General features: G+C 64.1%; 16 protein-coding genes and 1 pseudogene. 8 read left to right on the plus strand and 9 right to left on the minus strand.

All coding sequences use genetic code 11. From position 1 onward, the window contains the following. The 6 genes and pseudogenes from BJG92_RS02495 to BJG92_RS02520 form a co-directional block, all read left to right on the plus strand. Positions 1–521 (plus strand): annotated as a pseudogene (locus tag BJG92_RS02495) (hypothetical protein); the annotation flags it as partial. Further along, positions 521–2,152 (plus strand): class I SAM-dependent DNA methyltransferase, encoded by a 1,632-nt coding sequence (locus BJG92_RS02500; RefSeq protein WP_232082441.1) that lies wholly within the window; start codon positions 521–523, stop codon positions 2,150–2,152. The pseudogene BJG92_RS02495 and the gene BJG92_RS02500, both read left to right, overlap by 1 nt. Beyond that, positions 2,145–3,365 carry a restriction endonuclease subunit S gene (locus tag BJG92_RS02505; RefSeq protein ID WP_232082442.1) on the plus strand — a complete coding sequence of 407 codons (1,221 nt, stop codon included), beginning with the start codon at positions 2,145–2,147 and terminating at the stop codon, positions 3,363–3,365. The genes BJG92_RS02500 and BJG92_RS02505 overlap by 8 nt, the downstream gene beginning before the upstream one ends. 65 nt (positions 3,366–3,430) lie before the next feature. Next, positions 3,431–6,655 (plus strand): type I restriction endonuclease subunit R, encoded by a 3,225-nt coding sequence (locus tag BJG92_RS02510; protein WP_232082443.1) that lies wholly within the window; start codon positions 3,431–3,433, stop codon positions 6,653–6,655. Between the two features lie 33 nt (positions 6,656–6,688). Then, the gene (locus BJG92_RS02515) at positions 6,689–8,128 is read left to right on the plus strand and encodes an AAA family ATPase (protein ID WP_232082444.1); all 1,440 of its coding nucleotides are present in this window, start codon (positions 6,689–6,691) and stop codon (positions 8,126–8,128) included. Next, positions 8,121–9,005 (plus strand): hypothetical protein, encoded by an 885-nt coding sequence (locus tag BJG92_RS02520; RefSeq protein ID WP_232082445.1) that lies wholly within the window; start codon positions 8,121–8,123, stop codon positions 9,003–9,005. Before BJG92_RS02515 ends, BJG92_RS02520 begins: the two co-directional genes overlap by 8 nt. Before the next feature lie 132 nt (positions 9,006–9,137). Here BJG92_RS02520 and nrdF read toward each other — a convergent pair whose 3' ends face one another. The 7 genes from nrdF to BJG92_RS02555 all read right to left on the minus strand — a co-directional run bounded on the left by nrdF (position 9,138) and on the right by BJG92_RS02555 (position 17,124). After that, entirely contained in the window at positions 9,138–10,112 is a 975-nt protein-coding gene (gene nrdF, locus BJG92_RS02525) for a class 1b ribonucleoside-diphosphate reductase subunit beta (RefSeq protein WP_232082446.1), read from the minus strand. Positions 10,113–10,207: 95 nt separating this feature from the next. Further along, positions 10,208–12,328: a class 1b ribonucleoside-diphosphate reductase subunit alpha gene (gene nrdE / locus BJG92_RS02530; protein ID WP_232082456.1), complete on the minus strand. Its 2,121-nt coding sequence runs from the start codon at positions 12,326–12,328 to the stop codon at positions 10,208–10,210. Between the two features lie 68 nt (positions 12,329–12,396). Beyond that, a complete protein-coding gene (gene nrdI / locus BJG92_RS02535) occupies positions 12,397–12,891 on the minus strand; it encodes a class Ib ribonucleoside-diphosphate reductase assembly flavoprotein NrdI (RefSeq protein WP_232082447.1) in 495 nt (164 codons plus the stop codon). 39 nt (positions 12,892–12,930) lie between these two features. Then, positions 12,931–13,176: a glutaredoxin-like protein NrdH gene (gene nrdH / locus BJG92_RS02540; RefSeq protein ID WP_232082448.1), complete on the minus strand. Its 246-nt coding sequence runs from the start codon at positions 13,174–13,176 to the stop codon at positions 12,931–12,933. Positions 13,177–13,643: 467 nt separating this feature from the next. After that, a complete protein-coding gene (locus tag BJG92_RS02545) occupies positions 13,644–14,996 on the minus strand; it encodes a class I SAM-dependent methyltransferase (RefSeq protein ID WP_269461667.1) in 1,353 nt (450 codons plus the stop codon). 2 nt (positions 14,997–14,998) lie between these two features. Next, positions 14,999–15,730 carry a DUF1365 domain-containing protein gene (locus tag BJG92_RS02550; RefSeq protein ID WP_232082450.1) on the minus strand — a complete coding sequence of 244 codons (732 nt, stop codon included), beginning with the start codon at positions 15,728–15,730 and terminating at the stop codon, positions 14,999–15,001. Further along, complete coding sequence (locus BJG92_RS02555) at positions 15,727–17,124, minus strand: FAD-dependent oxidoreductase (RefSeq protein WP_232082451.1); 1,398 nt, start codon at positions 17,122–17,124, stop codon at positions 15,727–15,729. The genes BJG92_RS02550 and BJG92_RS02555 overlap by 4 nt, the downstream gene beginning before the upstream one ends. Before the next feature lie 185 nt (positions 17,125–17,309). Here BJG92_RS02555 and BJG92_RS02560 point away from each other — a divergent pair, with 185 nt between their 5' ends. Next, positions 17,310–18,242 carry a LysR family transcriptional regulator gene (locus BJG92_RS02560; RefSeq protein ID WP_232082452.1) on the plus strand — a complete coding sequence of 311 codons (933 nt, stop codon included), beginning with the start codon at positions 17,310–17,312 and terminating at the stop codon, positions 18,240–18,242. 1 nt (position 18,243) lies between these two features. On the opposite strand, the gene BJG92_RS02565 is transcribed toward BJG92_RS02560, so the two are convergent. Beyond that, complete coding sequence (locus BJG92_RS02565) at positions 18,244–19,641, minus strand: aldehyde dehydrogenase family protein (RefSeq protein WP_232082453.1); 1,398 nt, start codon at positions 19,639–19,641, stop codon at positions 18,244–18,246. A 99-nt stretch (positions 19,642–19,740) separates the two neighbouring features. On the opposite strand from BJG92_RS02565, the gene BJG92_RS02570 reads away from it, so the two are divergent. After that, positions 19,741–20,247, plus strand: a complete 507-nt coding sequence (locus BJG92_RS02570; protein ID WP_232082454.1) for a DUF2004 domain-containing protein — start codon at positions 19,741–19,743, stop codon at positions 20,245–20,247. Between the two features lie 83 nt (positions 20,248–20,330). On the opposite strand, the gene metE is transcribed toward BJG92_RS02570, so the two are convergent. Continuing rightward, positions 20,331–22,673 (minus strand): 5-methyltetrahydropteroyltriglutamate--homocysteine S-methyltransferase, encoded by a 2,343-nt coding sequence (gene metE, locus BJG92_RS02575; protein WP_232082455.1) that lies wholly within the window; start codon positions 22,671–22,673, stop codon positions 20,331–20,333. Positions 22,674–22,712: the final 39 nt, after the last annotated feature.

Below are 22,712 nucleotides of genomic sequence, written 5' to 3' on the forward strand. Positions count from 1 at the left end.
TGACCGCCGCGTCGGGAACCAGAGTCATCGGCCCGGAATATCTGCTCCACCCGCACACCGCACCGGCCCGGTACATCAGCTTGCTGGAGTTCGCCGCCAGCAACCCCGGGGGCAGGCTCACCGAGCCCGGCGACGTCGTGTTCTGCACCAGCCCGCGGCCGGCGGCCACTGTCGACGCCGACGGCGGCTCCGCCGTCGCGTTCCCCGCGAGGGCGCTGCGAATCGACGCCGGCGACCCCGGAGGGCTGCTGCCCGACGTCGTCGCCGCGGACATCAACGCGCTGTCCGGCAGGGACAAGGCCTGGCGGCGCTGGCAGTTGCGCCGTGTACCGGACGCCCAGCGGACGAAGCTTGCCGAAACGCTCACCCGATTGCAACACGGGCAGCACCTGACCCGCGAACGCCTCAAGCGGCTGGAAGAACTCGCTACCCTGATTACGGACGGCGTAGCGGGCGGAAGCCTTACCCTGACAGACCCCGGCACAACGCCCGCCGAACCACAGACCGAAGGAACCACGTAATGCCCCCCAAAATGAAGGTGGACCTCGCCCCGTCCACCATGAAGGAACTCAAGGACACCCTCTGGAAGGCCGCGGACAAGCTACGCGGCTCCATGGATGCCTCCCAGTACAAGGACGTGATCCTGGGCCTGGTGTTCCTGAAGTACGTCTCGGACGCGTTCGAGGAGCGCCGCGGGCAGATCCAGGCCGAACTGGAGGCGGACGGGCTCAACGAGGAGCAGATCGCCCAGCTGATCGACGACGTGGACGAGTACACCGGCCGCGGCGTCTTCTGGGTGTCGGAGCGGGCGCGCTGGGGCTATTTGGCCGAGAACGCTAAGGGCCTGCCGGCGATGGACGGCGCCGAGCCAAAGTCGATCGGCCAGCTCATCGATGAAGCCATGGACCTCATTATGGCCGACAACAAGTCCCTTGCCGCCACGCTCCCCCGCATCTACAACCGCGACAACGTGGACCAGCGCCGCCTCGGCGAGCTGCTGGACCTGTTCAACTCGGCGCGCTTCACCGGCCAGGGCGCCAGCAAGGCCCGCGACCTGCTCGGCGAGGTGTACGAGTACTTCCTGGAGAAGTTCGCCAAGGCCGAGGGCAAGCGCGGCGGCGAGTTCTACACCCCCGCCGGCGTGGTCCGCGTCCTCGTGGAGGTCCTCGAACCGCACCGCGGCCGCGTCTACGATCCCTGCTGCGGCTCGGGCGGCATGTTTGTTCAGGCCGAGAAGTTCCTCGCCGCGCACAACATGGAGGGCTCGGACATCTCCGTCTACGGCCAGGAGCTCAATGAGCGCACCTGGCGTATGGCCAAGATGAACCTCGCCATCCACGGCCTCAACGCCAACCTCGCCTCCCGTTGGGGCGACACCTTCGCGCGGGACCAGCACCCGGAGCTGACCGGCAGCAACGGCGCGGACTTCATCATGGCCAACCCGCCCTTCAACATCAAGGACTGGGCCCGCTCCGAATCCGACCCCCGCTGGAAGTACGGCGTCCCCCCGGCCGGCAACGCCAACTACGCCTGGATCCAGCACATCATCTCCAAGCTGGCCCCCGGCGGCAGCGCCGGCGTGGTCATGGCCAACGGCTCCATGTCCTCCAACTCCGGCGGCGAGGGCGAGATCCGCGCCCAACTCGTGGAGGCCGACCTGGTCTCCTGCATGGTGGCCCTGCCCACCCAGCTCTTCCGCAGCACCGGCATCCCGGTCTGCACCTGGTTCTTCGCCAAGGACAAAACCGCAGGCAAGAACGGCTCCGTGGACCGCACCGGCCAGGTGCTCTTCATCGACGCCCGCAACCTCGGCTACATGGTGGACCGTGCCGAACGCGCCCTGTCCGACGAGGACATTGCCAAGATCGCCAACACCTACCACGCCTGGCGCGGCACCGCTTCGGCCGTTGAGGCCGGATTGACGTACGACGACGAGGCCGGCTTCTGCTACTCGGCCAGCCTCGCCGAGGTCAAGGCCTCGGACTACGCGCTCACCCCCGGACGGTACGTCGGCGCGGCCGATGTGGAGGACGACGGCGAGCCGGTCGAAGAGAAGATCGCACGCCTGTCCAAGGAGCTGTTCGAGCAGTTCGAGGAGTCCGAGCGGCTGGCGCAGGTTGTGCGCGAGCAATTGGGGCGGGTCGATGTCTGAGTGGAAAGCGACAACGCTCGGAGACCTGTGCCGCGAAGGCGGCGGAGGGATCCAGACGGGCCCCTTCGGTAGCCAACTTCACGCATCAGACTATGTACTCTCGGGCGTTCCCAGTGTTATGCCGCAAAACATTGGTGACAACATCATCCGCGAGGAAGGCATCGCCAGAATTCAGGAATCGGACGCTCAACGACTTAGCAAGTACCGCATGAGGAAGGGCGACATCGTCTATTCCCGCCGCGGCGACGTCGAGAAGCGCGCTTTGGTCCGCGACGCCAATGAGGGATGGCTATGTGGCACCGGCTGTCTCCGAGTAAGACTTGGGGACAGTTCCATCCACAATCCGGCCTTTCTTTCGTTTCTCCTCGGCACTGAGGAATCGCGGGATTGGATCGTTCGCCATGCCGTCGGCGCTACCATGCCTAATCTCAATACTTCCATTCTTTCCGCGGTCCCCCTGGCTGTGCCCGAACCTGCCGTGCAACGGGCGATTGCCGAGGTGTTAGGGGCGCTCGACGACAAGATCGCCGTCAACACCAGGCTCACTGCCTCCACTGCTGAGCTGGCAACGACGCACTTCTCTCACGCATATCAGAATGCGGATCGGATATTCTCGCTGTCCGAGTTGGTTTCAACGCAGTACGGGGTCACGACGTCGGCCCATGGTGATCCAGGGCCGAAGTTTTTGCGAGTCACTGACATCAATAAGAAGCCATGGGTCGAGTGGGATAGTACTCCAAATTGCACCGTTAGCGACTTGGAGCTGAGCAAGTACCGGGTTTCGGCCGGGGACATTCTGGTTGCTCGTATGGCGGACCCAGGCAAGGCGGCCTTCATCGATCCAGGTGATCCTGAAGCCGTTTTCGCGTCCTACCTCGTTCGCCTCAAGCCGCACAATCCTGCCCAGGCACTATATCTCTACTACTTCCTGCGGTCACCGCAGTATCTGGAGTATGCCGAAGGAGCAATGAGCGGATCCGTCCAGAAGAACATGAACGCAAAGGTCATCGTTGCGTCTGACGTAGGGCTTCCCGAATCAGACCTGATCCTGCAATTCAACGAAACCGTCGCGCCGTTGCGCAGACTGATCCAGTCGCATCTGGACGAAAATCGGAAGCTGGCGGCAACCCGCGACGCACTCCTCCCCCAACTCATGTCCGGCAAGCTGCGGGTCAAAGATGCTGAGAAAGTGCTGGAGGACGCGGGAGTATGAAGTCGGACAAGCCGACCTAAGCCAGCGTCTAGGCCACGAAGCAGGATTTTCACAGACATTTCAGCATGACATCCGGTCCATCAGGGGGAACCACCGTGACAGCAGCACCCGCCGTAGCCTTTTCCGAAGCCGATTGGGAAGGCATGGCCCTGGACCGTTTGGCCGAGCCGCTCGGCTGGCGGCCGGCATCCGGGCAGGACATCGCGCCCGGCAGGGGTGAGCGCGACTCTTGGGACGAACTGCTGATCCGGCCGCGGCTGCTCGCGGCCCTGCAGCGGTTCAACCCCACTGTTCCGGCCCAGTACCTGCAGCAGGCCCTCGCCGAGATCGCCTCGCCCAAATCAAACGACGCCATCACCGAGAACCACCGCCTCCACAACTACCTCGTAGACGGCTACCGGCTCAGCTACATCGACGCGGACGGCAACGAGGCCAACCCCACCCTCCATCTGCTCAGTGCCGACCCGGACCAAAACGACTGGCTCGCCGTCAACCAGGTCACGCTGGTGCAGGGCGACTACAAACGCCGCTTCGACGTCGTGCTCTACTGCAACGGCATGCCGGTGAGCATCATCGAACTGAAGAAGGCCGGCAGCGCCACGGCCGACGTCGCCTCCGCCCACGCCCAACTGCAGACCTACCTGCGCGAATTCCCCATGGCGTTCCGTTTCTGCGTGCTCACGCTCGCCTCTGACGGAATCCAGGCCAAGTACGGCACGCCGTTCACTCCCCTGAACCACTTCTCGCCCTGGAACGTAGACGACGACGGCGTGCCCGTCGCGCCGGGGTACATGGAAGACGGCGAAGCCGTGACGGCGTTGGAAACCGCGCTCCAGGGCCTCTACAACCAGGAGCGCTTCCTGCAGTTGACCCGCAACTTCACCGCGTTTGATGAAGGACCGGCCGGGCTGACCAAGCGCATCGCGAAGCCGCACCAGTATTTCGCCGTGACCAAGGCCGTGGGCAGCACCGTCCAGGCGGTGGAAAGCAACGGCAAGGCCGGCGTCGTCTGGCACACCCAGGGCTCGGGCAAGTCCATGGAAATGGAGCTGTACGCCAACCTCGTGGCACGGCACCCCAAGCTGAAGAACCCGACCGTCGTCGTCATCACCGACCGCAACGAGCTCGACGGCCAGCTGTTCGAGGGCTTCAGCCGGAGCCTCCTGCTCGCAGAAACCCCCAAACAGATCAAAAAGCGCACCGAACTCCGGGACGAACTGAGCAACCGCACCACCGGCGGCATCTACTTCACCACCCTCCAAAAGTTCGGGCGCAGCAAGTCGGAGAAGGACGCCGGCGCCGAGCACCCGCTGCTGTCCGACCGGCGCAACATCATCGTGGTAGTGGACGAGGCGCACCGCTCACACTATGACGACCTCGACGGCTACGCCCGGCACCTCCGCGATGCCCTCCCGCACGCGACGCTGATCGCCTTCACCGGGACACCCATCTCCTTTGATGACCGCAACACCCAGGACGTGTTCGGCGAATACATCGACATCTACGATCTCTCCCGTGCAGTGGAAGACGGCGCCACGGTGCCGGTGTACTTCGAACCGCGGCTGATCAAAGTTGGGCTGGCCTCGGACGTGACGGAGGAGATCCTGGACCAGGCTGCGGACGAAGCCACCCTGGGGCTGGACGAAACCGAACGGGCGCGCATCGAGGCGAGCGTCGCCGTCGTGAACGCCGTCTACGGTGCGCCGCAGCGGATCGCCGCGCTGGCCGCCGATCTGGTGGCTCATTGGGAGAACCGCAGCGCGCGGATGGGCAAGTTCATCGAGGCGCCGGGCAAGGCGATGATCGTGGGCGGGACGCGGGAAATCTGCGCGAAGCTGTACGCGGCGATCGTGGCGCTGCGGCCCGACTGGCATTCAGATGACCTGGCGAAGGGCAAGATCAAGGTGGTCTACTCCGGCACCGCGTCCGACGTGCCGCCGGTGTCCGATCACGTGCGCCGCGACTCCTTGAATGCGACTGTGAAGGAACGGCTCAAAGACGTGGATGACGAGATGGAGCTGGTGATCGTCAAGGACATGATGCTCACCGGCTTTGACGCCCCGCCGCTGCACACCCTGTACCTGGACCGGCCGCTCAAGGGCGCGCTGCTGATGCAGACACTCGCGCGGGTGAACCGCACTTTCCGCGGCAAGGAGGACGGACTGCTGGTGGCGTACGCGCCGCTGGCGGAGAACCTGGCCAAGGCTTTGGGCGAGTACACGCAGTCCGACCAGGCGAACAAGCCGGTGGGCAAGAACATTGACGAGGCCGTCGTGGCCGCACGTGGGTTGGTGGAGACACTGCGGGGGCTGCTTGCCGGCTACGACTGGAAGGGCGTGCTGATGAAGGGCGGCCCGAAGGCATTTGTATCCGCGGCGACGGGCGCGGCCAACTACCTGCGCAGCCCGGAAACGCCGGGGAACCAGCCTGCCGAAGGCGAAGAGACGCTGGCCTCGAAGTACAGGCGGTTCTCCAGTCAGCTGTCCCGGGCATGGGCGCTGTGCTCGGGGTCAGAGACCTTGGCGGAGCTGCGGCCGGAGATCCAAGTCTACGAAGAGACCCGGGTGTACATGGCGAAGTTCGACGCCGCCGACCGGCAGTCCAGCGGCGAGCCGGTGCCGGAGGAGATCCAGCGGCTGCTGGGCAATCTGATCGCGACGGCAACATCTTCGGGCGAGGTCTTGGACATCTATGAGGCTGCCGGCATGCCGAAGCCGTCACTGGATGACCTGACACCGGAGTTCATCGCCAAAACACAGCAGGCGCGTAACCCCCAGCTGGCCATCGAGGCGCTGCGGAAACTCATCGCCGATGAGTCGGCCAAGACGACCCGCAACAACGTGATCCGCCAGCGCGCCTTCTCGGAGCGGATCACCGAGCTGATGAAGAAGTACACCAACCAGCAGCTCACGTCGGCTGAGGTTATCGCGGAACTGGTGGCGCTGGCACGGGAGGTCGCCGCCGAAGGGAACCGCGGTGCGCAGTTCACTCCCCCGCTGAATACAGACGAACTAGCCTTCTACGACGCTGTGGCTTCGAATGAATCGGCGGTGGAGGTCCAGGGCGAAGGCGTACTGGCTGACATCGCCCGCGAGCTTGTGTCGGTGATGCGCCGTGACGTGCGCACCGACTGGACCGTTCGCGATGACGTCCGCGCGAAGCTGCGCTCCTCGATCAAGCGACTGTTGGTCCGATTTGGCTACCCGCCGGACAAGCAGCCCGAGGCGATCAAACTGGTCATGGAGCAGATGGAGTCGATGGCCCCGAGGTTTGCTGAGGCTCGGGGCTAAACGGCCAATATATGCTAGGCGAAGAAGTTAGTTTTGATCACTTCCCAAGGAATCGATAAGTCAGAGGGCAACTTGAAATCTGCTGTAAGTGAAGAAATGCCAAAGGCAAGCGCCGTTACCAAAATCGAAGTTGCTGATCTGTACGGATCATACAACTACAATCTCGACCTTGCAGGCGAAAGTGTCGAAGACCGCCTAACGCTTCTCTACGGTGAAAACGGCTCAGGGAAAACGACGATTTTAGAGCTTGTGTGGAATTTGCTGTCACCGTCTGACCGAAGTGGGCACCGCACCAGAGTGTCCAGAATCGCATTTACACGTGTCACTGTCCACTTGGGAAAAAGTATCACCATAAGCGCCTTACGCAAACTGCCGGTCGCGGGACCCTACACCATTGAAGTGCGGAAACGAGGGCGATTAGATTCTCGGTCTACATGGCCCGAAAAGCATGCCTGGGAGGACTTTTTTGAGGCATGGACGCTGCAGGACTTTGATAAACGACTGCCGTCGATGGATGCAGATGTGCAGTTCGCTGGAAAGGCTGTCCAGCAACAAAGGAAATACATTGAGCTCCTCGACAAGTTGGGTAGCGCACCCTATTTCTTGGCTGACGACAGGAGCACGTCCAGCGATGCTTTCGCGGAGGATCCGGCGTCTTCACGGGCACGGTCTCAGTTCGCCTACCCTCCCGATTTGCCGACAGACAAAGTTCGACCATTGGCCCTTGAGCTAGAAAAGTCGATCAGGCGCGTCAATGAAATGCTGCGACAGCTCGCCATCGGCGGGAATACGTCAGGGTCTGCCAATGCCAACTCGGTTTACCTCGACGTACTTGGCCAGATAGGAAGCATGTCTTCTGACACTGCGAAGGATACCATCGAAACACAACGTCAAAGGCTGATGGAGCAAATTGTTGACCTAGGCAAGCGGAGTCGAAGTTTCGAAGAACTCGGGCTTACCCCTCGATTTGCCGGAGCGGAATTTTCGAAGACACTTAGAAACATGGAAACGGGTCAGTTTCGGATTGCTAAATCCATTCTGGAACCCTACATTGAAAGCCTCAGTGCACGCCTTGACGCCCTCCAAGACGCCGAATCTATTATTCGGACATTCCTCACTGAGACCAATGGATACTTAACAAACAAGTCGCTCAGGTTCTCCCCTCGTTCTGGGCTAAGAATACTCCTAGAAGATGGGAAACCGCTCCGTCCGCGTCATCTGTCTTCAGGCGAAAGCCACCTAGTCTTGCTACTCTGCAATGCACTCCTTGCTCGGGAAGGCTCGCGTCTATTTCTCATAGACGAACCCGAACTCAGTCTGAACGTTAAGTGGCAACGCCGGGTCGTCCGGTCACTGTTGGCGTGCACGGAGGGTTCCGGAGTCCAGTTCGTCATCGCCACCCACTCCATTGAGCTCCTGTCAGCATTCAGAAAAAACGTCGTTCGAATGCAACAGGATGACGAATATGAGTGATGCACCTGGGGATCTACAGACTATAGATGAGATTGCAGCGCTGGCAGAGTTCGAGCCTGAAGCAACGCTTGTGTTCACTGAAGGAAGGCACGATGCAAGTCTATTTCAGTGGTTCATGGACGACTTGAGATTATCGGGTACTGCAGTTGCCGTGGGCGACAGGGTTTTCATTCCGCGGGAACAAACTGAGAAATACTCGACCGACCATGGAGAAAGGGCGAAGGCCGTCACTCTCTCTTCAGAATTGGAGGGACTACTTGGGCGCGGGCTCCGGCAGTTTGTGGTCATTGTTGACGCGGATTGGACATCGGTTCTGGGGCCGCAACCAATTAACAGAGACTACCTTTTGGTCACAGACTTTCCTTCAATTGAGCATTATGCCCTACAGGATCGCCCCTTGAAGCGTTTCTTTTCACTTGCATTGGGACAACCCGAGTCTCCTTCGGCGGCCGATCTCTATATGGTCATGGGACCAGCCCTGGCCGTAATAGCGGCCGTACGTGTAGCACTTCATCAATACGGAATCAAAGGCATCGCGAATCCCGCGGACGCCTGCACCTTTTCAAAAAATTCAATCAGCGTCACCACCTCAGAGCTGGTTCGGCGTTGCCTTTCCAAGATTTCCAAAGCGGACCGTGAACATTCACTTGAGGAACTGACGAGCCAAGCAAATTCTTATATAGAGATGCTTGGGAATCTTGGACAGCTTGGGCGCGGACACGATGTAGCCCCCGTTCTGGTAAAGTACCTCGGTCTTAAGGGCCATTACGCCGCCCCCGACGTTGTGGAATCGCTACTCAGGACCAGCCTCCATCCTTCAGAACTAAGGGAATGGCCATTGTTTTCAGAACTGGAGCAGCGTCTGAGGAGAACGTAACCTGGACCTTGTCCAGCCCAAACAGACGAAACGGCCTCGCACGCTTGAGCGTACGAGGCCGTTGCAGGTTTGAAAGTCCGGGGTTCACCGCCAAAGCTACTTGCGGCCGCAGGCCGACATCTCACAACGGAACTAGAAGTCCCAGTCGTCATCCTCGGTATTGACAGCCTTGCCGATGACGTAAGAGGAACCCGAACCCGAGAAGAAGTCGTGGTTCTCGTCAGCGTTCGGCGACAGGGCCGACAGGATCGCCGGGTTCACGTCGGTGACGGAGGCCGGGAACATGGCCTCGTAGCCCAGGTTCATGAGCGCCTTGTTGGCGTTGTAGTGCAGGAACTTCTTGACGTCCTCGGCCAGGCCGACGGAGTCGTAGAGGTCGTGTGTGTACTGGACTTCGTTCTCGTACAGCTCGAAGAGCAGCTCGAAGGTGTAGTCCTTGATCTCCTGCTTGCGCTCCTCGGACAGGCCCTCCAGGCCCTTCTGGAACTTGTAGCCGATGTAGTAGCCGTGCACGGCCTCGTCGCGGATGATCAGGCGGATCAGGTCGGCCGTGTTCGTCAGCTTGGCCCGTGAGGACCAGTACATCGGCAGGTAGAAGCCCGAGTAGAACAGGAAGCTCTCCAGCAGCGTCGATGCCACCTTGCGCTTCAGGGGATCGTCGCCCTGGTAGTAGTCCATGACGATCTGGGCCTTCTTCTGCAGGTTCACGTTCTCGGTGGACCAGCGGAATGCCTCGTCGATCTCCTTGGTGGAGGCCAGCGTGGAGAAGATGGAAGAGTAGCTCTTCGCGTGCACGGACTCCATAAACGCAATGTTCGTGTAGACGGCCTCTTCATGCGGGGTGATCGCATCCGGAATCAGCGAGACGGCGCCCACGGTGCCCTGGATGGTGTCCAGCAGCGTCAGGCCCGTGAACACGCGCATGGTGAGTTGCTGCTCGTCCGGGGTCAGCGTCGCCCACGACTGGACGTCGTTGGACAGCGGGATCTTCTCCGGCAGCCAGAAGTTGTTGACCAGGCGGTTCCAGACGTCAACGTCTTTCTCGTCCTGGATGCGGTTCCAGTTAATGGCTTCAACGTGGCTAAGCAGCTTGACCTTCTCGGTCATGTCATCCCCTAAAAGTTGGGTTGGTTCTCTGGTTAAAGCGTACGACGGCGGGCGGGCGCCCGCCGTCGTACTGAAGCAAAATCAACCGATATCGGTTACAGCATGCAGCTGACGCAGCCGTCCACCTCGGTCCCTTCCAGCGCGAGCTGGCGGAGACGGATGTAGTAGATGGTCTTGATGCCCTTCTTCCAGGCGTAGATCTGGGCCTTGTTGATGTCGCGCGTGGTGGCGGTGTCCTTGAAGAACAACGTCAGGGACAGGCCCTGGTCCACGTGCTGCGTGGCCGCGGCGTACGTGTCGATGACCTTCTCGTAGCCGATCTCGTACGCATCCTGGTAGTACTCCAGGTTGTCGTTCGTCAGGTACGGCGCCGGGTAGTACACGCGGCCCAGCTTGCCTTCCTTGCGGATCTCGATCTTGGACGCCACCGGGTGGATCGAGGAGGTGGAGTTGTTGATGTAGCTGATCGAGCCTGTCGGCGGCACGGCCTGCAGGTTTTGGTTGTAGATGCCGTGCTCCATGACGGAGGCCTTCAGCTCGCGCCAGTCATCCTGCGTGGGGATGTGGATGTTCTTGAACAGCTCCGCAACCTTGGCCGTCTGCGGGACCCATTCCTGGTTCGTGTACTTGTCGAAGAACTCGCCGGAGGCGTACTTGGACTTTTCGAAGCCGCCGAACGTCTGGCCGGTCTGGATGGCCAGCTTGTTGGAGGCGCGGACCGCGTGGAACACCACCGAGTAGAAGTAGATGTTAGTGAAGTCCAGGCCCTCTTCGGAGCCGTAGTGGACCCGCTCGCGGGCCAGGTAGCCGTGCAGGTTCATCTGGCCGAGGCCAATGGCGTGGGACTGGTCGTTGCCGCGGGCGATCGAGGGCACCGAGGTGATGTTGGACATGTCCGAGACAGCCGAGAGGGACCGGATGGCGGTCTCGATGGTCAGGCCGAAGTCCGGCGAATCCATGGCCTTCGCGATGTTCAGCGAGCCCAGGTTGCAGGAAATGTCCTTGCCGGTGGTCTCGTAGGAGAGGTCATCGTTGTACGTGGTGGGCTGGGAGACCTGGAGGATCTCCGAGCACAGGTTGGACATGATGATCTTGCCGTCGATCGGGTTTTCCCGGTTCACGGTGTCCTCGAACATGATGTACGGGTAGCCGGATTCGAACTGGATCTCGGCGAGGGTCTGGAAGAACTCGCGCGCCTTGATCTTGGTCTTCTTGATCCGGGAATCGTCCACCATCTCGTAGTACTTCTCGGTGACCGAGACGTCGGAGAACGGCATGCCGTAGACGCGTTCGACGTCGTACGGCGAGAACAGGTACATGTCCTCGTCCTTCTTGGCCAGCTCGAAGGTGATGTCCGGGATGACGACGCCGAGCGAGAGGGTCTTGATGCGGATCTTCTCGTCCGCGTTCTCGCGCTTGGTGTCCAGGAAGCGGTAGATGTCCGGGTGGTGGGCGTGCAGGTACACAGCTCCGGCACCCTGGCGGGCACCGAGCTGGTTGGCGTAGGAGAAGCTGTCCTCGAGGAGCTTCATCACGGGGATGACGCCGGAGGACTGGTTCTCGATCTGCTTGATCGGCGCGCCGACCTCGCGGATGTTGGTCAGCGCGAAGGCCACGCCGCCGCCGCGCTTGGAGAGCTGCAGGGCGGAGTTGATGGAGCGGCCGATCGACTCCATGTTGTCTTCGATGCGGAGCAGGAAGCAGGAGACCAGCTCGCCGCGCTGGCGCTTTCCGGCGTTCAGGAAGGTGGGGGTGGCCGGCTGGAAGCGGCCCTCGATGATCTCATCCACCATCTGCAGGGCGAGCTGCTCGTCGCCGCGGGCCAGGTGCAGGGCCACCATGCAGACGCGGTCCTCGTAGCGCTCCAGGAAGCGCTTTCCGTCGAACGTCTTGAGTGTGTAGGAGGTGTAGAACTTGAAGGCGCCGAGGAAGGTCTCGAAGCGGAACTTCTTCTTGTACGCACGGTTGTAGAGCTCGCGGATGAAGTTCATCGTGTACTGGTCGAGGGTTTCGCGCTCGTAGTACTCGTTCTTCACGAGGTAGTCGAGCTTTTCCTCGAGGTCGTGGAAGAACACGGTGTTGTTGTTCACGTGCTGCAGGAAGTACTGGTGCGCGGCCTCGCGGTCGGCCTCGAACTGGATCTCACCGTTCGGGCCGTAGAGGTTCAGCATCGCGTTGAGCTCGTGGTAGCCCAGGCCCTGGAAGGCGGCCGGCATGGCCGGCTTCTCACCGGGGACGGTGTGCTTCTCGACGGCGGTGTTGCGGGCTCCGTGCGAGCCTCCGGTCACTTCGGTGTCTGCGACAGTCGTGTCCAAAATTCTTCCAATCCTTGTTGTACTCGGCTGACGTCTTCCGGCGTCCCCATGAGTTCGAATCGATATAGGTGCGGGACCTGGCATTTGGCGGCGATGATGTCGCCGGCCATGCAGTAGTTGTCCCCAAAGTTTGTGTTGCCCGCCCCGATCACTCCGCGGATCAGCTGCCGGTTCCCCGGATCGTTCAGGAAGCGGATGACCTGCTTCGGAACGGATCCCTCTCCCCCGGTGCCACCGTAGGTGGGAAGCACCAGCACGTAGGGTTCGGTGGCCACCAGCGCGGGTTCCCGCCCATGGAGCGGGATTCTGGCGGCGTCGACGCCCAGCTTCCCGACGAAACGTGCCGTGTTCTCCGAGGTGGAGGAGAAGTAGATGAGGTGGCTGGCGGTGGCCCGGACGTTGTCCGCGTCCGCGGTGTCTGCTGCCAGCGGAGCCGGGGCTGCGGCTGTTGCAACTGGTGCCATGGGAGTCACCTCATCTGACGTGTTTTCCTGCGAAGCGGATCAGGCCACGGCGGCGGCGGAGGCCAGCGCCAGCTCTTCGATCTTGTCCGGACGGAAACCGGACCAGTGGTCCTGGTCCGTGACGACGACCGGGGCCTGCAGGTAGCCGAGGGCCTTCAGGCGTTCGAGGGCATCCGCGTCCTGCGAGATGTCGACGCTCTGGTAGGTGATGCCCTTCTTGTCCAGTGCGCGGTAAGTCGCGTTGCACTGGACACAGGCCGGCTTCGTGTAAACCGTAACGGTCATGGTCCCTGTCCCCTTTGTTGAAGTCTGTATTTTGCAGTTCACCGGGCCGGTCCGGGACAGGAATCCTTATCCGTTGCTGGCCTTGCCTGGCGGCCTCTGCCGCTGTGCTGGAACTGTAAGTCGATACTACATGTAGTGCACGAGCCCGATGCGGACCCCAAGATGATGTATTACAAGTATGTCATTTAATGCACCGTCAGTCCACAGGCAGGGGCCCGAAAAATGTCCGTCATTCCGCCATTTTGGTGGACGATGTCCACAGGGTGTGGACTGGCTATGCACAATTAAGTCCCCTGCGTGTCGCGCGCTGGACGGCGTGTCGCGTCGCCGGGAACCGGTGCCCGGCGGTGGCGGCAAACACTGGAGATGGTGTCCCGGAACACGAAAAAGGCGGGCACCGGTCCGGTGCCCGCCTTTCGCGCGGTGACGAGCCTAACAGGACGGCAGAACGCCGGCCCCAGGCTCCGCTAGCGGCCCTCGTCCACTGACCTGCGGTCCAGCACGATCTGCTGCACGTCCAGGTACCCGGTCTCGAAGCCGGCGCGGGAGTAGCACAGGTAGAACAGCCACATCCGCTGGAAAATCTCGTCAAAGCCCAGCGCCCGGACTTCCTCGGAGCGGGCCATGAAGCGCTCCTCCCAGAGCCGGAGGGTCTCGGCGTAGTGCTCGCCCATGGCGAGGCGTTCACGGACCCGGAGTCCGGTCTGCTTTTCCGTGATGTCCTCGATGGCGCGCACGGACGGAATGACGCCGCCGGGGAAAATGTACTTGTGCACCCACGTGTAGCTGGTGCGCGTGGCCATGAGCCGGTCGTGCGCGATGGTGATGGCCTGGATGGCCACCTTCCCGCCGGGGGCGAGGACGCGTTCGATCGTCTGGAAGTAGGTGGCCCAGTATTCGAAGCCCACGGCCTCGATCATCTCCACGGAGACGACGGCGTCGTACTCCCCTTCCACCGCACGGTAGTCCTTGAGCTCGATCGTGACGGCGTCGGCGTAGCCGGCCTCTGCCACGCGCTGGCGGGCCAGTTCCTGCTGCTCGCTGGAGAGCGTGACGGAGTAGACCGTGGCGCCGCGCTGCGCGGCGCGGAGGGCCAGCTCCCCCCAGCCGGTGCCGATCTCCAGGACACGGCTTCCCGTGGTGACGCCGGCCTTGTCCAGCAGCCGGTCGATCTTGGCCTGCTGGGCGGCGGCGAAGCCTTTCCAGGTGACGTTTTCCAGGGCCCCGCCGGATTCCGGGAACAGCGCGCTGGAGTAGGTCATGGTCTCGTCCAGGAACGAGGTGAAGAGCTCGTTGGAGAGGTCGTAGTGCCGGGAGATGTTGGAGCGGGTGTTCTGCTCGGTGTTGCGTTCCTTCCGCGGCTGGCGCGGCAGGTAGAGCGCCCGCAGTTTCTGCAGCGGCTCAGGCACGAGCGTTCCGACGCGGGCGGCGAAGACCTCCATCACGGCGGTGAGGTTGTCCGCGTCCCAGTCCCCGGCCATGAAGGACTCACCCAGGCCGATCAACCCGCCGTCGCCCAGCCGGGCCGCGAAAGCTCCGGGACGGTTCATGGTCATCACGGGGTATGCGTGGCCGGGTGTGGCCGGCTTGCCCAGGACCGTGCCGTCTGGGTACCGCACTTCGATGGGGAGCCGGCGGACCGCGGCCTTGAAGATGGCTTCGGCGACGCGGCCGGCCACCCGGGCTTTGAGGCTCGAGGGGACGGTGGCGATGCTCGGCCAGATGGCAGCGTCGACCACGGCAGGAGGCTGCGGCACGGTGTAGGGGGCTGCGGCCTCATTGGTCCGGCGCGTGGCGCCTGATCCGGTCGCTTCGGTCATTGTCACTGAACTGCCTCCTGTGAAGGGTGGTGTGGTTTCTTGATGATGGGCAACCGGCGTGCCCAGAGCTTGATTCCCTGCCAGCGGATCTGCGCGGAGACGAGCAGCGGTGCCAGGGGCACCGCGAGCGCCGCGGCGAGGATGTTCGGCACGGTGGCTTCGTGGCGTTTTCCGTCCATGGTCGCGATGAACGGCTGGTGCCCCCCGCGCTCCAGAACAATCGAGACCGCGAGCCGTTCGCCGGGTTCCGGGAGTTTCATCCGGTACTGGCCCTCGACGTCGTTGAACGGCGAAACGTAAAACTCCTTCGGGACGCTGGCCCGGCCGGCGTCGTCCGTTTCCAGGAGGTAGCAGTGCCGTTCGCCGTAGGTGTTGTGGACCTCGGCGACCACGCAGCGCAGCTCCCCCGCGGCGTTGTGGCACCAGTACAGGCTGACCGGGTTGAAGACGTGCCCGAAGACGCGGGCGCTGGCCAGCATGGTGATCCGGCCGCCGTCGAGCGCTACCCCCCGGGTGGCGAGGAACCCTTCAACGTTGCCCCGCAGCGTCCCTGCCGGGTCGCCCAGGTGGTCCGCTACGGAGAAGACGGCGAGCGGCTTCAGGAGGCGGGGCAGGACGGGAAGATGGTCGACGTCGACATACCAGCTGTAGCTGCGGTAGGTGAAGGCGTTTTTCAGCGGGGTGCGCCGCACATGCGCAATGGACGTGCGGTAGATCCCAGCGGTTGCGCTCATGAACCCTCCGCGGCGACGCTGTGCAGGTCCGGGTCCACCGATACGGTCCGGTATTCCTGGATCCGGGCGATGCCGGCCTCGTCCCAGTCGCGGCCGAGCCGGGCAGCGGCCCGGACGCCGGAGAGCGCGCCGTCCTCGTGGAATCCCCAGCCCTGATAGGCGCCGGCGAAGGCCAGCCGGCTATCACCCAGCTCGAGGATCTGCTCCTGGGCCTTCAGGGATTCCGGGGTGTACTGCGGGTGCTCGTAGACCATGCGTTCCAGCACCGTGTGGTCCGCGATGAGCTCGGACTCGCCGAGGCTGACGATGTAGCGGCCGCCGTCCGCGGGTTCCAGCCGCTGGAGCCGGGTCATGTCGTAGCTGACCAGGACATTGTCCGGCCTGGCATCGCAGGAGGGCAGGCGGTAGTTCCAGGAGGCCTTGGCGTTGTCGCTGGCCGGCAGCACGGAATCGTCGCGGTGGAAGACGGTGTGGTTCACCGAGTAGGGCATCTTGCCGAGCGCTTCCTGCTCGGCGGGCGAGGCGTCGGTGAGCATGCCCAGCGCCTGCGCCGGGTGCGTGGCGATCACGACGGCGTCGAAGTCCTCCGTGGTGACGGTTCCCGTGCGGTCCTTCGTGGTCAGCTCCACGCCGGCCGCGTGGCGGCGGACTCCGGTGACCGGGGTGGCGAGCCGGATGTCCGGCAGGGTGGCGGCGAGCTTGTCCACGTAGCTGCGGGAGCCGCCGGTGACGGTGCGCCACTGCGGGGAACCGGCGACGCCGAGCAGGCCGTGGTGGGCCAGGAACGTGAAGAGGTAGCGGGCAGGGTAGGACTGGGCCGTGGTGGGGTCGCAGGACCAGACGGCGCTCACAATCGGGGTCATGAAGTGCGAGCTGAAGTAGGCGCTGAACTTCTCCCGGGCCAGGAACTCGCCCAGGGTAAGCTCCGGGGCCCCCGGCGTGGTGTCCTCGGCGAGCAGGGCGCGGGCCCGGCGGTAGAAACGCATGACCTCCACCAGCATCAGCAGGTACCGGCCGCGCAGAAGCGTGCCGGGCCGGGGAATGATGCCGCGGCCCTTGGCACGCGCGCCGGCGTACTCGAGCCCGCAGCCGTCGCAGCGGATGGACATGCTCATTTCCGAGTCCTGGGTTTCGACCCCCAGCTCCGCGAAGAGCCGCAGCAGCGTGGGGTAGGTCCGCTCGTTGTGGACGATGAACCCGGTGTCGATGCCGAGCACCGGGCCGCCGGCCTGCGGGACGTCATGGGTGTGGGCGTGGCCGCCGAGCCTGGGGTCGGCCTCGAAGAGAGTCACCCGGTCCTTTTGCTGGAGGACATACGCGGCGGTCAGCCCTGCAACCCCGCTGCCGATGACGGCTACCCGCCGCCCCGAAGGAATCCCTGCTGCTTGTGACACTGATCTGCTCCTGTTGGCCTGGCCTGAATCGTTCTGGTGAATCGTCGTACGGAATCGTCTTACGGGCAATTCGTAACGGCGGGGTCTTCGGATGTGTTCGAATTCCAAGCGTTTGCCTCCGTCTAATGTGCCAGAATGAAGCGGGATTGCGGTCCCGCCTCACCGGAACCTGCGAAGGGCAGCCCTTGATCAATCCCGTCCATCTGCGCACCCTCGTCGAAGTGACCCGGCTGGGATCCTTCGCGGCGGCCGCTGCGCGGCTCGGCTACACGGCGTCGGCGGTGTCCCAGCAGATGTCCGCCCTGGAGCGCGATGCCGGCGTCGAACTGTTTACCCGCTCGGCCCGCAGCATCCACCCCACCGAAGCAGCCCTGGTCATGACCCGGCACGCGGCCAAGGTGCTCACCGACATCGAAGCGCTGATGGCCGCAGCCTCCCGGGCCGGGAACACGGCCGGCGACACCAGCCGGCAGGAGCTGCGGCTGGGCATCTTCCCCAGCCTGGCAACCTATGTGCTGCCCAGGATGCTGGCGAACCCGGCGTGGAAGAAGCTCGGGATCGACCTGCGGGTTTCCGTGGCTGAGCCTGCCCAGACCATCCAGGGCCTGCGCACCGGCGGCGAACTGGACGTGGCCCTGGTCTACCAGGTGGGACAGTCCGGCCTGGCGTGGCCGCACACCGTGAACCGGCAGTGGATCGGCGACGACGACTTCCGCGTGGTCCTGCCGGCGGCGTGGGGCATCGGCACGGAGTCCAAGGTCGCCGCTGACCACCTCTCCGACATGCCGTGGATTGTGCACCACCCCGGCACGTCCGACGCCACCGTGATTGAGCGCCTGTTCGCCAGCTGCAACCTGCACCCGCGGGTGGTGGCGTACAGCGATGATTTCCACGCGAGCCTGGAGATGGCCGCGGCCGGCCTGGGCGCGGCCCTGGTTCCCGAGCTTGCCCTGCTGAACCGCCCGGCCGGCGTGGTGGTGCTGGACGTTCCCGAGATCCGGCTGGCCCGCAACGTCTTCGCCCTGCTCATCAACGAGAAGCAGACCGCGCAGGTGCAGCTCTTCGTGGAGCTGCTGGCGGACACCTTGCACAAGCTGGGGACGGCCCGGCAGGCCTGAGTCAGGGTTTCCCTGGCTTCTTCCCGGCCGGGACGACGAACGAGCTGATGACCCGGAGCTTGGCCCTGGTGTAGGGCGGGAAGATGACTGCCAGGGTTTCGGGCCAGTACGGCTTGGCCAGCGTGGACCGCTCGTGGGAGAAGGTCCGCAGCGAATGCTCCCCGTGATATGCGCCCATGCCGCTGCCGCCGACGCCGCCGAACGGAAGCCCGGGGACCAGCAGGTGCGCGGCGGGGACGTCGAAGCAGAGCGCACCGGAGGAGGTCTGCTCGGAGAAGGCACGCCGGGTCCCGGCGTCGTCGCTGAACACATACAGCGCCAGGGGCTTGGCCCGGGCGTTGATCATGCTGATGGCTTCCTCGCGTCCGCTGACGGGGATCAGGGGCAGCAGCGGGCCGAAGATCTCCTCGTCCATGACGGCGTCCCCCGGTGCCGGCCGCAGCAGCGTCGGCGCGAAGTACCGGCTGGCGGCGTCGCGCTCCCCGCCGTGGACCACGGTGCTGCCGTCCGCGAGCGCCCCGAGCCGCCCGAAGTGGCGGTCATCGATGATCCGGCCGTAGAACCTGCTCCGTGCGGCATCGGTCCCGAACAGCGAGCGGATGGCCTTTGCCAGCTCGCGTTCCAGCGGAACCAGCACGTCCTCCGTGGCCAGGACATAGTCCGGCGCCACACACGTCTGGCCCGCATTCAGGAACCGGCCCCAGGCGATCCGCTTGGCGGCCTTGGCCAGGTCCGTGGAGGAATCCACATACGCCGGGGACTTCCCGCCCAGTTCCAGGGTGACCGGGGTGAGGTTCTCCGCCGCCGCCCGGAGCACCACCTTGCCGGCAGCCTCGCCTCCCGTGAAGAAGATATGGTCGAAGCGCTCCGCCAGCAGCGCGGCGGTTTCCGGGATGGCGCCCTGGACCACTTCCGCCGCGCCGGCCAGGTACTCCGGAATCCAGCGTGCCATCGCCGCCGACGTCGCCGGGGCGTGTTCGCTGGGTTTGAGGACCACGGTGTTGCCGGCGGCGAGGGCGCCGGCCAGCGGCGCCAGCAGCAGCTGCAGCGGGTAGTTCCAAGGGCTGATGACCAGCACCACCCCCAGGGGTGTCATCTCGGTCCACGCCTTCGCCGGCTGCACGGACAGCGGGACCGGCACGCGGCGCGGCCGCAGCCAGCGTTCGAGGTTCTTCTCCAGGTGCGAAGCTTCAGCCGTGACAAACCCGATCTCGGTCAACAGCGCCTCGGTGGCGTGCTTGCCCAGATCGCTGCCGAGCGCCTCCGCAAACTCGCTGCGCCGCTCGATCAGCATCCGGCGCAGATTGCCCAGCTGTTCCAGCCGCCAGGCCAGCGGACGGGTTACCCCGCTGTCAAATACTTCACGGGCACGGGCGACGGCGGGGGCAACTGTTTGCATCCGATCAATGTACCGGCCGCGCGCCTCCTGGCCGGTGCGGTACTGGATAAAACCTTGCGAACGCTGGAATGGTCCGGTTTTCAGGACTATGTTGAAGGTATGAACAAGGTAGCGAGCAAGCACTTCGGCGAGGTCGAGCTCAACCACGGAAGGGACCATAATTTCACCGCCAAGCATGAACTGGCGGGCGGGACCGTGGAGCTTGACCTGAATGTCAACGCGCATGACCACTTCGACGAGGCGGCCCTGCACAAAGTTGACTACCGCCTGCGCTTCCTGCCCGAAGTCATTGACCAGGTCCGCGAGATGATCGCCGAGGAACTGGAGCAGGAAGGCACCAGCCCGCAGGAATACCGGCACTTCCACTGCAACGCCATCAAGGACGAGCACCTTCACAAGGTCTTCGGCGTCCAGGACAAGAGCCAGCTCACCGACGAGGTGTTCCTCAAGGCGCTGAAGCTGGGCCATGTGGGCATCTTCCCCGGCCAGCCGGAACGCTACTTCGTGCTGGATTTCACGCTTGGCGCACACTTCACCGACGAGGTCCTGGTGGCCTCCGCGGACGAGGACGGGGTCGTGGACGACGAAATCCTCTGGGAGTCCTGACTCCCCCGCCACCACATCAGAACGTACGACGCCGTCCGGTCACCTTTGAGGGGTGACCGGACGGCGTCGTCGCTGGTGCCGGGTTACTGGGCCGCTTCAAGCAGTCCGGCGCGGACCGTCTTGGTGGCGGTGACCAGGTTGCGCAGGGACTCTTCGGTCTCGGCGTAACCGCGGGTCTTCAGGCCGCAGTCCGGATTGACCCAGAGCTGGCGGGAGGGGACGTGCTTCACGGCGGTGCGCAGCAGTTCGGTGACTTCCTGCTCGCCCGGGACCCGCGGTGAGTGGATGTCGTAGACGCCCGGGCCCACGCCGCGGCCAAAACCATGGGATTCGAGGTCGTGGACAACCTCCATGCGTGAGCGGGCGGCCTCAATCGAGGTGACGTCGGCGTCGAGGCCGTCGATCGCGTCGATGATGGCACCGAACTCTGAGTAGCACAGGTGCGTGTGGACCTGGGTGGAGTCCCCGGCTCCGGCGGTGGCGAGCCGGAAGGACTTCACGGACCACTCGAGGTACGCGGCCTGGTCGGCCGTGCGCAGCGGCAGGAGTTCGCGCAGCGCGGGCTCGTCCACCTGGATGACCTTGATGCCGGCGGCCTCGAGGTCGGCGATCTCGTCGCGGAGGGCCAGGGCCACCTGGTTGGCGGTCTCGCCGAGCGCCTGGTCGTCGCGGACAAAGGACCACGCGAGGATGGTGACCGGACCGGTGAGCATGCCCTTCATCGGCTTGGCCGTCAGGGACTGCGCGTACCTGGCCCATTCCACGGTGATCGGCGCGTTGCGGGTGACATCGCCCCACAGGATCGAGGGGCGGGTGCAGCGGGAACCGTAGGACTGGACCCAGCCGTGCACGGTGACGTCGAAGCCCTCGAGGTTTTCGGCGAAGTACTGGACCATGTCGTTGCGCTCGGGCTCGCCGTGGACCAGGACGTCGAAGCCGAGCTCTTCCTGCAGCGCAACGACGCGGCTGATCTCATCTTTCATGAGCTGTTCGTACTGCTCCGTGGTGAGCTCGCCCTTGTTGGCCCGGGCCCGGGCGGTGCGGATCTCGGCCGTCTGCGGGAACGAGCCGATCGTGGTGGTGGGCAGCGGCGGCAGGTGCAGGGCCTTCTCCTGCGCGGCCTCGCGGACGCCGTAGGCCGAGCGGCTGAAGTCGGCGTCGGTCAGGGCGGCGGTGCGGTCCCGGACCTCGGCGCGGCGGACGCCTTCCGCCGCGGCGCGGTCGGCGATGATGCGGGTGGCCTCATCGATCGCCGGCCGGACAGCTGCCGGATCGTTCAGGAGGCCCGCCAGAGTGACAACCTCGGCGGCCTTCTGGTCGGCGAAAGCCAGCCAGCTGCGCAGCTGCGCGGAGAGCTGGACTTCCTCGCCGACGTCGTGCGGGACGTGCTGCGTGGAGGTGGAGGTGCTGACGGCAAGCCTGGCGACGGACTGCGTCAGTTCGGCGATCTTTGCCGCGGAGGCCGCGAGATCGTTGCGCCAGATGTTGTGGCCGTCCACGACGCCGGCGACGAGGGTCTTGTTGCCGAGGCCGGCCAGTGCCGCGGCGGAGGGGACCTCGCCCTTGAAAATGTCCAAGTGCAGGGCATCGATACCGGTCGCTGCGAGGGTGCCGAGCTGGGCGTTGAGCGCGCCGTACGGGGTGGACACGAACAGCTGCGGGCGGTTCTCGGCGGCCGACAGGGCCTCGTAGGAACGGGCGACGGCGGCCTCGATCTCCTGGGCCGGGGTGTCCTGGTCTACCACGAGGGCGGGCTCGTCCAGTTGCACCCAGCTGGCACCGGCGGCCGCAAGCTTCTCCAGCAGGGCGGCGTAGACCGGGAGGACGTCCTCAAGACGGGACAGCGGGCTGAAGCCGGCCGGGGCGTCGTCCGAGTCCTTGCTGAGCAGCAGGAAGGTGACCGGGCCAACGAGGTACGGGCGGGTCTCGATCCCATTGGCGAGGGCGTAGGTGAACTCCTCGACGATCCGGGTGGAGGTCAGCGCGAAGTCGGTTTCCGGGCCGATTTCCGGGACGAGGTAGTGGTAGTTGGTGTCGAACCACTTCGTCATTTCCAGCGGCTGCTGGTCCTTGGTGCCGCGCGCCAGGGTGAAGTAGCCGTCGATGTCCAGCTGGCCCTCGGCGTTGAGGAGGTTGCCGAAGCGGGCGGGCACGGCGCCGAGGTGGGCGGCGGCGTCAAGCACCTGGTCATAGTAGGAGAAGGTGCCGGGCACGGCTGCAGCCTCGGTCAGGCCCAGGCCCTGGAGCCGCTTGGCGGTGCCGAGCTGGATCTCCCTGGCTGCCGCGTCCAGGGCAGCGGCGTCGATGGTGCCGGCCCAGTAGGCCTCGACGGCCTTCTTCAGTTCGCGTCGGCGGCCGATGCGCGGGTAGCCCAGGATCGAGGCGGCCGGGAACGGGGTGTGGTTGGTGGTGTTCGTGTCAGTCATGGGAAGTCCTTGGTGTTGGTGGAGGGGGTGGCGAAGCGG

The organism is Arthrobacter sp. SO5 (assembly GCF_020532805.1).
GTDB lineage: Bacteria > Actinomycetota > Actinomycetes > Actinomycetales > Micrococcaceae > Arthrobacter.

Excerpts from the sequence above, each read along its gene's own strand:
- metE (WP_232082455.1), bottom strand. The coding sequence starts at position 22,673 with ATGACTGACACGAACACCACCAACCACACCCCGTTCCCGGCCGCCTCG.
- nrdE (WP_232082456.1), bottom strand. The coding sequence starts at position 12,328 with ATGCCGGCCGCCTTCCAGGGCCTGGGCTACCACGAGCTCAACGCGATG.
- nrdF (WP_232082446.1), bottom strand. The coding sequence starts at position 10,112 with ATGACCGAGAAGGTCAAGCTGCTTAGCCACGTTGAAGCCATTAACTGG.
- BJG92_RS02505 (WP_232082442.1), top strand. The coding sequence starts at position 2,145 with ATGTCTGAGTGGAAAGCGACAACGCTCGGAGACCTGTGCCGCGAAGGC.
- BJG92_RS02550 (WP_232082450.1), bottom strand. The coding sequence starts at position 15,730 with ATGAGCGCAACCGCTGGGATCTACCGCACGTCCATTGCGCATGTGCGG.
- nrdH (WP_232082448.1), bottom strand. The coding sequence starts at position 13,176 with ATGACCGTTACGGTTTACACGAAGCCGGCCTGTGTCCAGTGCAACGCG.
- BJG92_RS02570 (WP_232082454.1), top strand. The coding sequence starts at position 19,741 with ATGAACAAGGTAGCGAGCAAGCACTTCGGCGAGGTCGAGCTCAACCAC.
- BJG92_RS02565 (WP_232082453.1), bottom strand. The coding sequence starts at position 19,641 with ATGCAAACAGTTGCCCCCGCCGTCGCCCGTGCCCGTGAAGTATTTGAC.
- BJG92_RS02545 (WP_269461667.1), bottom strand. The coding sequence starts at position 14,996 with ATGACCGAAGCGACCGGATCAGGCGCCACGCGCCGGACCAATGAGGCC.
- BJG92_RS02500 (WP_232082441.1), top strand. The coding sequence starts at position 521 with ATGCCCCCCAAAATGAAGGTGGACCTCGCCCCGTCCACCATGAAGGAA.
- BJG92_RS02520 (WP_232082445.1), top strand. The coding sequence starts at position 8,121 with ATGAGTGATGCACCTGGGGATCTACAGACTATAGATGAGATTGCAGCG.
- nrdI (WP_232082447.1), bottom strand. The coding sequence starts at position 12,891 with ATGGCACCAGTTGCAACAGCCGCAGCCCCGGCTCCGCTGGCAGCAGAC.
- BJG92_RS02510 (WP_232082443.1), top strand. The coding sequence starts at position 3,431 with ATGACATCCGGTCCATCAGGGGGAACCACCGTGACAGCAGCACCCGCC.